Below are 10,410 nucleotides of genomic sequence, written 5' to 3'. Positions count from 1 at the left end.
AAAAATGTGTGAAATCATTTAAATATCTCTTGTTTTTTACCTGAATTTATGGATTTCGACTATCTTCTGAACCTTCCCCCCTAGGTCATGCTGAGAAAATTAGAACTCCCTTTCCTCATGTAAAAAGGAAATGAAGAATATTTGGCGAATATATGTTCTTAAGAATCCAAACATAGGGGGACGGCAAGGGGATGAAAACGGTTCGGGTGGTAAAAATCGTTTCCGATGATGAAACACAACTTCACTCATTAGACGAGTTGATGCGTGTCCTTTGTTCAGCCAAGCGATATGCGTTCAACCGGTTGCTGGAGGGAATGAACGCCCAAGACATCATCAAACACCTTCGGCACCAATTTCCGCTCAACAAACGGTATGCTGAAGACGCGGTCTTGCTTGCTCAATCGCTGATTTCTTTTCAACGTGAGTTACTTCCAATGCGGCTGGAGGATGTGCAGGTGAAAATGGAAAAAGCAGCGAAGAAAATGGATGAATACCAACATGGACGAAAAACACCGAAGAATGTCGATATAAAAACTTGTCTCAACGGATTGCACCAACGGTTAGAAAAGCTAAAAGCTACAGAAGCTGAGCTGCAGGATTCATTTGAATGCCGGTACCATTCCAAAAGTGATTTTTGGCGGAAAACAAAACTTTTACAAGCGCCTGAAAGGAAACATCACGAACGAAGAATGGAAAGATTTGCGATCGAATCAGTTGTATGCCAGAGGCGATAAAAGCAAAAAAGGAAATTTGAATATTCGTCTAGTGTATGACGACCACACGTATGAATGTTATGTAGAAATCGCGAATCCACTTGGACAACAAGAAGGAAAACAAGCTCCCTGTTTGAGGTTTTCGGTCTATGTTCCTGAAAAATATGAACAGGAAATTATCGATGTCATCATGGGCGAGCAGGTGGGCGTGAATTCAAAAGGTAAGCCCATCATCGAATATCAACCGTACACTTTCGAAATCAAACGCAAGAACGGGAAATATTACATCCATCTCATTTATGAAGAAGAGATATACGGAAGGGAACTTACCTGCGATGAACCGATTCAAGCGGAGCGAATTGCTGGGATTGACATCAATATCAACCGAATCGCTGTAAGTATTGTTTCGAAGCAAGGGAACTTTCTTAAATCAAAAGTGTTTTACTGTCATGAACTGGAATATGCGAAAGCGAATAAACGAAACAACCTCATCGGCGAAACGGTTCGCGATATGTATAATTGATTGCTTCAAGAAAACGTGGGCGCAGTGGTCATCGAAAACATCCAACTAAGACAACAACATGATACGGACAGACGATTCAATCGCTTGACACACCATTTCAAAAAGAAAAAGCTGACGGAAACGATCCTTCGTCGGGGTTTACGGCTTGGGGTTCGCATCAAAAAGGTGAATCCGGCGTATACAAGCGTCATCGGACGTTTCAAGTATATGAAAAAGTATGGGTTATCCGTTCATGAAAGTGCTGCATTTGTCATTGGCAGACGAGGGTTAGGATATCGTGAACGGTTGCCAAAAGAACTCATTGACACCATAAAAGCGAAAGTGAAACGCCATTTGATTGCCGTGTTAGGGTCGATGGAAGAATCCTACAAGCAATCAAAAAGCGGAAAAAAACAACGACAATATCTAGGTATGATGCTGAAAAAAATAGAGAACTTCAAATTCAAAGAGGAACATGAATGGTCATTATGGAACATGTTTCATAAATTCTGTTGGCTGAATCAGTACCAAATTCAACTGAAGGAGGTGTAGACTTGGTTATTAAAATCGTTGTCGTGTACTGACCGATGGAAGGAATGGTGCGCGACAGATGCCGTCGCTAACAGCGAGCCACGGGGTGTCTTTCACAATAGGTGAATGACAAGGGACTTCCCTTCCCGATGGAACTCGGTGAAAATCCGAGCGGCAAGTGATGTTTCCTGGTTCCATCGCGTTTTGTAGATGTTTATAGATTTTAGTAACCAGGCAGGAGGATGAAGCTAGAGACGTTTTTACACCATCTTCATTTTGATGTCGATAAGGTTGTACCGCCAGATTGGGAGGTAGACTGGGAAGATGCGCCGCTTGCGTATAAGCTGTACCGTAGCTTGCCAGTGATTCCGCTTTCTCCAGAGATACCGTTAACGCTCGAGGGAAGGGAAGTGTCTGAAAAGCCCGACCTAGAAGAAATAGGTCATTTTCTCTGGTATGTTTTCGGCCTTACCCAATTTTGCCAAGCGGACTTTGCGTTGGATTCCACCGAACAGGCGGCAAACCTAATGCACTTGTACCGGCGGTTTGTTCCCTCCGGAGGGGCGCTGTATCCAAACGAATTATACGTCTATTTGAAAATAAAGGATGTTCCAGATGGAGTGTACCATTACGATGTGGCACATCATCGCTTGATATTGTTGCGGGAAGGCAATTTCGATTCCTATCTAACTGGGGCCCTAGGCAATCGATGTGACGTGTCGGCTTGTTTCGGTATTGTTTTTGTATCGACAATGTTTTGGAAGAATTTCTTTAAATACAATAATTTTGCCTATCGTCTGCAAGGGCTGGATGCTGGCGTGCTAATCGGGCAACTGTTGGAAGTGGCGAAACGGTTCGACTTCGCATCGGCAGTGTATTTCCAATTTCTTGATAGGGCCATCAACCATCTGCTTGGACTATCCGAACAGGAAGAGAGTGTATATGCGGTTATTCCATTATCTGTGGAGTCTTCAACCACTTGGTTTGATAACGATAATCACTTAGAAGAAAGTGCCTCTGCCGCTGAATTATGCCGAGAAGTGCCAGCAGTTCAGCATCATTATTATATTCGGTCACGGAGGATCATTGACTATCCGATGCTGAGAAAAATGAATGAAGCATCCATGCTAGAATCACCACGATCATTTCGACAGATTAAGGGAGAGAAGAATGTTACTTGTGGGATGCAAGCGGTAGTTATGCCTTGCGTGAAGCGATTATCGTATGATCTGGCGTCAGTCTGCCAGAAGCGGCATTCACCAGATATGGATTTTATTTTGGGAAAGGTAAGTCAACAACAATTGGCCACTTTGCTACAAGAAGCAACGCTTTCTTTCTCGTATCGAAATGATTTAGATGGAGAGCATGAGAAGCCGCCGTCCCGTGTCTCACTGTATGGCTGTTTTTATAACGTTGAAGACGTTCCCAATGGGGCTTACTGTTATGACAGTGATACTCATGCGTTAAAACGGATACGTTTCGGGGATTATCGACACGTCCTGCAATACGGAATGTCAATGGATAATGTCAATCTATTCCAAGTGCCGCTCTGTCTACATGTGGTAGGAGACAAGGATCACCTCAAAACGGAATTAGGATACAGAGGATATCGCATTCAACAGATGGAGGCGGGCATGCTCGTGCAACGACTGCTCTTGGCGGCGTCTGCCATGGGGATGGGCGGGCATCCACTCCTTGGATTTGATGTGAACTTATGCGATAAACTTTACAAGATCGATTCGCAAGGGAAAACAAGCTTAATCCAAATCCCTGTCGGATCCTATCGTCCTCGCGCCTGGTTAAAAGGGAGTTTGCGTAGTTAGAAGAAACATTTTATAGTTTATTACTAACATAGGAAAGGATATTCCTATTCAACGTTTTAAGGAATGACTCGACAGTTTTTTGGTAAACGAAAATGCTTTTATATACTATTTCGAAAGCAAGGTTTTCTTAGGTTATGTACATGTGCTTTGTACCAAAGATGAATATCAACTACTTACATTCTTAATTATAAAGAATACAAAGTAAACGTTTTGAAGTCCCTTACCAAACGGCGCGAGAAAAGCAGCTGTTGAAGGATGGTAATGATAGCACAAAATATTCACTCTATAAATGGAAAAAGATGAAGGTTACACCCGGATGATTATGGACCAAATGGAGTGGAATACTCAACTGATGCTGGTCTAATTGACTTTTTAGCCGTTGATGAAATTTTGAATTGAAACTCAGTAAAGGACCGGCTGTAGCTATTGGTCAAATCGCTAGATACATGGAGTTGAGTAAAAGAGTATAGCAAAAGAGAAACAGGTTAGCGGAGTAATAGTACAAAGAAAGTTGGTGATACATTAAAATATGCCGCTTCCATCGTTCTTGAAATTTCTCTATTTGAGTATCAACTTAACTTCACAATTCAGAAAGTAAATATAATACCTAATGCGAATATGCCGAATACACCGATACCAATTTTTATTCATAATTATCTTCCTTTATCTTTTATTGGATCTCTTTCTTTCGCATTTGTACAAAGCATGAAGGCAGATGAGGATGAAGTGAAAAAGGTAAAAATCCAAGCACAGGAATATATAAAAAATACATTTAAAGATGAAACTGTTATTTATGGTACGGTACACTCTTTGATAATATGGGTAACTTTTCAACATTTGAATACGCTGCTAAAGCAGTGAACAAACAGGATCATACACAGTTTTTAGTCTACTACAATGACGAAACAAAACAGATGGAAGACACCTATATCCTAAAGGAAGTAATGAACCAAAAATGGAGATACACTGGAAAGAATATAAAAGGTAGAATTATTCTAACAGTTTCCGTTTTGAGGTGCAAAATGACAATTAACACACCAAAAATGTCTAAATAGCATTAGAATTAGATGATAAAAATGCTAAAGGTGTGGTTATATTTAACCACGCTTTTAGCATTGTAATTAGCAACAATAAATATTAACTTTTTTGTTTCGATTGAAGTTTTTTCTTTCTCCAAGGTTTTAAAAATGAAATAATAAATATAAAAATTGTGACGACAACTTGAAAGTAGACCGCATATTGTCTTATCTCGTGATTTTGAATGAAAATTGGATTACTTAAAGCCAATTCTTTTTGAGTTTCCAATAATTTCATATTAGCCACCATCAACTTGTCTATAACAAAAATCCCAACAATCGTTTGGATAATATAAAGAACAAATTTTACGCCAACCCATCTATGCTTAAAAAATCCCCAATTGGTGAAAAATCCATATGTGAAACCCACTAGTAAAGTTCCAATTGCACCCCATCTGACAATATTATCACTGATAATAATAATGTTCTTATAACCAAGATAGGACTCGTCATATTTTGTAAGGTCAATATGAAGGTTTAATGCCAATGAACTCAAAATTCCACCAAAGAATAATACAACTAGAAAAACATGGATAATTTTCAACCACTTCATACCATTAGGTCCTATTTTTTTCATTTTCCATACCTCCAAGATGCTCTATTATCTTTATATTTTAGAAAAATGTTTGGATTCCTTTATATAAGCATTTTTCTATGTAGTCGTTGTACTGGCACTTTTCATTATAATAGTGATAAAAATAATTAATATATGTGCTGCAGTCTTAATTATCTCTACTCCTGCGGTCTTATTTTTATATAAGATTGTTTGTTGTATTCCGTAACAAAACCTTTGATTAAAAAAGGTAACAGCCATAAAAGCTGTTACCATCATTGCATATAGATTATGTTTTTTAGGATGAATGCCTTTTGTGTTAACCCTAACGAGTATATAAATCCATGATACTCGCTAAATTTTTAGATTTGGATATACCTCGAACCTATTGTAATTATGTTTATTATCATCTCTCTGTTTTCTGTGTCCAATTTTTAGACTATTTAAGGTATGGAACTTAATTGTTCTGCACCCTATTTTTTATTGAATTGTCAAAGGTATTTTGTGGTAAATTAAGATAGATGAAGCTCTAATAAATAAAGGAGGTGGTGCCCAATGACAACAAATCGGAAACCCAATCGATTAATCGCTGAAAAATCTCCGTACTTACTACAACATGCATATAATCCAGTAGACTGGTATGCATGGGGAGAAGAAGCTTTTGAAAAGGCGAAGCGGGAAAACAAGCCTGTTTTCCTATCGATTGGGTATAGCTAGATTTGGTTATTCTAACGCACATGTCATTGGTGTCACATCCAGTAATACTCCAAAAATAAAAAACCCTTGATAAATAAGGGTTTCTTATTATAAAGGCTGTATATGGATATGAACTGTTCCGTCTGGTTGCTCTGTAAGAATAATCTTATCAATAATTGTTTTTAGCAAATTGTTAGCCGTTTCAGTGTCTAATTTTTCTAAATCAAAATTTTTAACAAATTCTTCAAATCGTTTCTTTCTCTCTTCTGCGGTTTCTTGTTTGGAATAGTAATAAACAGTTTCAAGTTTTCTTAGTTCGCTTTTTGCTTTTTCAATCTCCTTTTTCTGTTTTTCGTTTCGCTCTTTTAATTCATCGATAGTAATGACTTCGGCAATAAACATTTCTTTGTTTTTTTCAAGCACTTGTTCCATTTTCGGAATCATCTTCTTATATTCTTCAATTAAATTTAGTAAGCGGTTTTCTTCTTGAATTTGTTTTTTTGTCTTTTTATTTTTAAACAACTGCTTTTCATATCTTTTAATAAATGTATTTATTGCTTCTAGAATGTAATCTCCATGTATCCCTTTATTGCCGCATACGTTTCCGTTTTCATCAATTGCTTGACATTTCTTTACGATAAAAACTTTCTTTTTTCTTCTAGAAGAGTATTTTCTATTAGATGTCATGGCTTTACCGCATTTTCCGCAAAACAATAAGCCAGAGAATAACTGCTTGGACTTTTTCGAGTGTGTAGGAAATTTCTGTTCTTTAATTAGTTTCTGCTGTATTTGTGCAAATTCCTCTTCAGTTAAAAGAGGGGGATGAGTGTTTTCAACAATAACCCATTCTTCTGGATCTTTAACCTTAAACTCACATGTAGGTCTGTTCTTATGCAAACTACCTTCTGTTTTTCCGTCAATGATTCTGCCTAGGTAAACTTGATTAGTAAAGAGCCTACGAATACTGTTATCGTGCCACAATGCCCCGCGCCGGGTTCTAACTCCTTCTGACGTAGTAATCGTGTAATCTTCCATATTCCCATATCCTGATGTAAATAACAGTCAACCATAAAACGGAAAATTTGCGCTTCTTGTTCATCAATCTCTAATTTCTTCGTTTTTCGATTGTATTTGTATCCGTAAGGGGCCGGACCATTTCCCCATTGCCCCTTTCTTATTGATCGTTTTTTCCTCTATATAGTCGTTTTTTAATTTGCAAATATTCATATCGGGAAAGAACACCTTTGATTTCGCCAAGAATATCTTCTTCATCTGTCAAATCTATAATCTGTCCCTGATATCAACGATCAATGTTTTAGATTCTTTGAAATACGATTTAATAATTGCCCGCTGCATGTCATCGCCACGTGTAAGTCTGTCGTAATCCATGACAACAACCGCATCATATAGTTCAAGAGCAATATTATCTAGCATTTTCTTAAACTCTGGGCGGAAATCAATTGAATCTGAACTTCCTAAGTCTTCGAAAATAGCGAGTATCTTCCAACCTTTTTCATTGCAAAATTCAATCAATGTTTCACGGTGATTTTCTAGAACATCTTCTTGATTTTCTTACGCGCGGGATTTGCGAAGATAAATGGCAACATTTTTAATTTTGGATTCCATTACCTTATACCTCCATGCAAATATGTGCTATATCCATAATAGATTAATTAGAGTTGGTCCGTAAACAAAAAAACAGATATAACCAAAAAGAAGGTTATATCTGTCCAAAATATTTTATATGTATATTTTCCATTTTTGCTACTTCAAACAATAATTTTTTATCAAACTCGTCTTCCAACGGTTTTTCAAGAAAGATAATATCGATTTCATTTAATGGGGAATTAAGTAATTCATAAAATTCATTTCTCTCATTGAGATTATCTATAAATACTCCTTTTATAACATAGTTTGTTTCTAATTGTTGTATTAAGTTATTTATAAATTCAATTGCTTCTTCCGTCTTTTCTGTTTCTTTTGTTTGGTAATAAATTACGACGTTTGCCACTTGTATCAACCCTTTCTTTTAGGGTATTGTAAAAGGCAACTATGATATTTTATCATTTAAACGACCATTAAACAACAAAATTTGCTATAATTGAGTTAGGACTAGTGTTCGAAGGAGGTGTCAAATTTGCTATATCGTTTTATTGATCTTTTTGCAGGAATTGGAGGTATGCGGCTTGCCTTCGAACCGTACGGTATTTGTGTGTTCTCATCTGAATGGGATGTAAAAGCACAGGAAACCTATATGGCTAACTTTGGTGAGAAACCACATGGTGATATTAGACAGATTGATGCTAAGGATATTCCCGATCATGATATTTTGCTCGCTGGCTTCCCATGTCAGCCATTTTCTATTGCAGGTGTAAGCAAAAAAAAATCTTTGGGAAGACCACATGGATTTCTCGACGAAACTCAAGGAACTTTATTCTTTGATATCGCTCGTATTTTAAAGGAAAAACAGCCACAGGCTTTCCTATTGGAAAATGTAAAAAACCTTAAAAGTCATGATAAAGGTAGAACATACAAAGTAATAAAAAATGTCTTGGAGAACGACTTAGGTTATACGGTTTACGATGCGATATTAAATGCAAAAGGGCTTGTTCCTCAAAATCGTGAGCGTATATATATTGTAGGCTTTAAAAAGCCCCTTAAATTTGAGTTTCCGAAAATACCTGAACAGGGACCACCACTAAGAAGCATCTTGGAAGAGAATGTAGATGATAAATACACATTAAGCGACAAACTTTGGGAATACCTACAAGCATACAAAGAAAAACATGCTAAAAAAGGAAATGGTTTCGGTTATGGGTTAGCCAATTTAGATTCATATTCCCGTACTCTTTCTGCCAGATACTATAAGGACGGTTCAGAAATTCTAATCCCGCAAGAAGGGAAAAATCCGAGAAAATTAACTCCACGCGAATGTGCGCGCTTGCAAGGATTTCCAGATTCTTTTAAGATTGTAGTTAGTAACACTGCTGCATATAAGCAATTTGGCAACAGTGTTGCTGTTCCCGTTGTTAAATTGATAGCAGAAAAGATGATACAAGCCATAGAACGGGATGAAACAATTGAAGACAATCTGGAAGAGGGTCGGGCCGAGTATGCAACAAAATAATTCTGAAAAACTGACTAATGCTATTGAGGCGGCCAAGAAATTTGGTCGCTTTTATTGTAAGTTTATTTCTGCTAATGATGTTGATTTGACAGGAGCACATCAAGTAGGACTTTACATTGCAAAACAGGCTTGGAATATCTTTTTTGAGGAGAAAGGAGTAAAAGGGGAAAATAAAGATAAGTTTATAAAAGTACATATTGACGGTTATCATCCTTTTGAAAGCCGTGTGATTTATTATGGAAGAAGAACACGAAATGAATATCGAATTACTAGGTTTTGGAGTAATTCGCCTTTTGATAAAACAGAGCAGGTAGGAAACTTAATTATCTTTATTCCAATGGACATGGAGAATTATAAAGTTTATATCTTAGACACAGAAGAAGAGATTGAAATATTTATAGATACATTCTCTTTATCTCTTATGGATAATAATGCAGTATACAATGGAGGTAAAGTAAAAGATATTGACTTATCAGCAAAGTTGGAAAAAGAAATTGAAGATGTTGCTGCTCAATTTGATGATTTCCCTGAAACTATTCAACTTGCAGAAATAGCAAGAAGAATACATCAACATGTATACAAGAAAAAGCAATTTTCACCAGACAATATTATTTTAGAGTGGGTGAAAACAGAATATAGTGTATTTCGATCGATTGAAAGAAATGTTTATAAAGACTATCTAACAAAACCTTTGAATGATTTAGAGACATTAATTACTATTGCAAACAGTGTTATAAATAGAAGAAAAAGTCGTGCAGGAAAGTCTTTAGAACATCATGTTGATTTCTTGTTATCTTCATACAATATCCCATTTAGTCATCCCGGCAAATCTGAAGGAAATAAAAAACCAGATTTCTTGTTTCCTTCAAATGCTGCATATGCGGATATGTCATTTCCTGAAAACAATTTGATCTTTTTAGGAGTAAAGACCACCTGTAAGGACAGATGGAGACAGATACTTAATGAAGCAAACAGGATAAAAGAAAAGCACTTATTAACACTTCAACAAGGGATATCTCCAAACCAGTTGGATGAAATGGCTGAAGAAAAAGTTATTCTAGTTGTGCCAAAACCTTATCACTCATTGTATCCAGCAGAATATCAGGATAGATTATGGACCGTTGAAAAGTTCATTCACTATGCAGAAGAAAAATATTCGTTGATATAAAAGACCTTTACGGGTCTTTTTCTTTTGGATTAACCTAAAATTAAGTTTAAATCTACTCTACATTCGAGTTAGGAATGGGTTAGGGTGTTTATACATGCAAATAAAAAGGAGGAATGACTAACAGGTTCTGTTTTCGGGTGCAAAATGAAATATGCCATGCAAAATGACGTGCGAACTGACGGAGGTTTTGTCACGTCATTTTTTTGATTGTTATGGCAGGA

Annotated in this window: 10 protein-coding genes and 1 pseudogene; 7 read left to right on the top strand and 4 right to left on the bottom strand. The window is 36.8% G+C overall.

The annotated features are described in order from the left end of the window. The first annotated feature begins 191 nt into the window (after nucleotides 1-191). From HNR31_RS18820 to HNR31_RS12740, 4 genes are all read left to right on the top strand, one after another. Nucleotides 192-734, top strand: a complete 543-nt coding sequence (locus HNR31_RS18820) for a transposase (RefSeq protein ID WP_258561075.1) — start codon at nucleotides 192-194, stop codon at nucleotides 732-734. Continuing rightward, a complete protein-coding gene (locus HNR31_RS18815) occupies nucleotides 700-1,236 on the top strand; it encodes a hypothetical protein (protein WP_258561074.1) in 537 nt (178 codons plus the stop codon). Before HNR31_RS18820 ends, HNR31_RS18815 begins: the two co-directional genes overlap by 35 nt. Nucleotides 1,237-1,260: 24 nt before the next feature. Beyond that, complete coding sequence (locus HNR31_RS18810; protein ID WP_309505702.1) at nucleotides 1,261-1,767, top strand: hypothetical protein; 507 nt, start codon at nucleotides 1,261-1,263, stop codon at nucleotides 1,765-1,767. Nucleotides 1,768-1,988: 221 nt separating this feature from the next. After that, on the top strand, nucleotides 1,989-3,569 hold the full coding sequence (locus tag HNR31_RS12740) for a SagB family peptide dehydrogenase (protein ID WP_181556614.1): 1,581 nt from the start codon (nucleotides 1,989-1,991) through the stop codon (nucleotides 3,567-3,569). 1,137 nt (nucleotides 3,570-4,706) lie between these two features. Here the strand turns inward: HNR31_RS12740 and HNR31_RS12735 are convergent. Further along, nucleotides 4,707-5,222, bottom strand: a complete 516-nt coding sequence (locus HNR31_RS12735) for a DUF2269 family protein (RefSeq protein WP_181556613.1) — start codon at nucleotides 5,220-5,222, stop codon at nucleotides 4,707-4,709. Between the two features lie 531 nt (nucleotides 5,223-5,753). On the opposite strand from HNR31_RS12735, the gene HNR31_RS12730 reads away from it, so the two are divergent. Beyond that, nucleotides 5,754-5,915: a DUF255 domain-containing protein gene (locus tag HNR31_RS12730; RefSeq protein WP_181556612.1), complete on the top strand. Its 162-nt coding sequence runs from the start codon at nucleotides 5,754-5,756 to the stop codon at nucleotides 5,913-5,915. A gap of 87 nt (nucleotides 5,916-6,002) precedes the next feature. Here the strand turns inward: HNR31_RS12730 and HNR31_RS12725 are convergent, their stop codons facing one another. From HNR31_RS12725 to HNR31_RS12715, 3 genes and pseudogenes are all read right to left on the bottom strand, one after another. After that, nucleotides 6,003-6,929 (bottom strand): recombinase family protein, encoded by a 927-nt coding sequence (locus tag HNR31_RS12725; RefSeq protein ID WP_181556611.1) that lies wholly within the window; start codon nucleotides 6,927-6,929, stop codon nucleotides 6,003-6,005. Nucleotides 6,930-7,175: 246 nt separating this feature from the next. Beyond that, nucleotides 7,176-7,451, bottom strand: a pseudogene (locus HNR31_RS19325) (recombinase family protein); the annotation flags it as partial. A 163-nt stretch (nucleotides 7,452-7,614) separates the two neighbouring features. Next, complete coding sequence (locus HNR31_RS12715) at nucleotides 7,615-7,905, bottom strand: hypothetical protein (RefSeq protein WP_128999959.1); 291 nt, start codon at nucleotides 7,903-7,905, stop codon at nucleotides 7,615-7,617. 126 nt (nucleotides 7,906-8,031) lie between these two features. On the opposite strand from HNR31_RS12715, the gene dcm reads away from it, so the two are divergent. After that, entirely contained in the window at nucleotides 8,032-9,021 is a 990-nt protein-coding gene (gene dcm, locus HNR31_RS12710) for a DNA (cytosine-5-)-methyltransferase (protein WP_253263640.1), read from the top strand. After that, nucleotides 9,008-10,189, top strand: a complete 1,182-nt coding sequence (locus HNR31_RS12705; RefSeq protein ID WP_171334669.1) for a type II restriction endonuclease — start codon at nucleotides 9,008-9,010, stop codon at nucleotides 10,187-10,189. Before dcm ends, HNR31_RS12705 begins: the two co-directional genes overlap by 14 nt. The last annotated feature ends 221 nt before the right edge of the window (nucleotides 10,190-10,410 follow it).

The organism is Thermaerobacillus caldiproteolyticus (assembly GCF_013761245.1).
Classification (GTDB): domain Bacteria; phylum Bacillota; class Bacilli; order Bacillales; family Anoxybacillaceae; genus Thermaerobacillus; species Thermaerobacillus caldiproteolyticus.
This window is presented reverse-complemented; position numbering and strand designations above follow the sequence as displayed.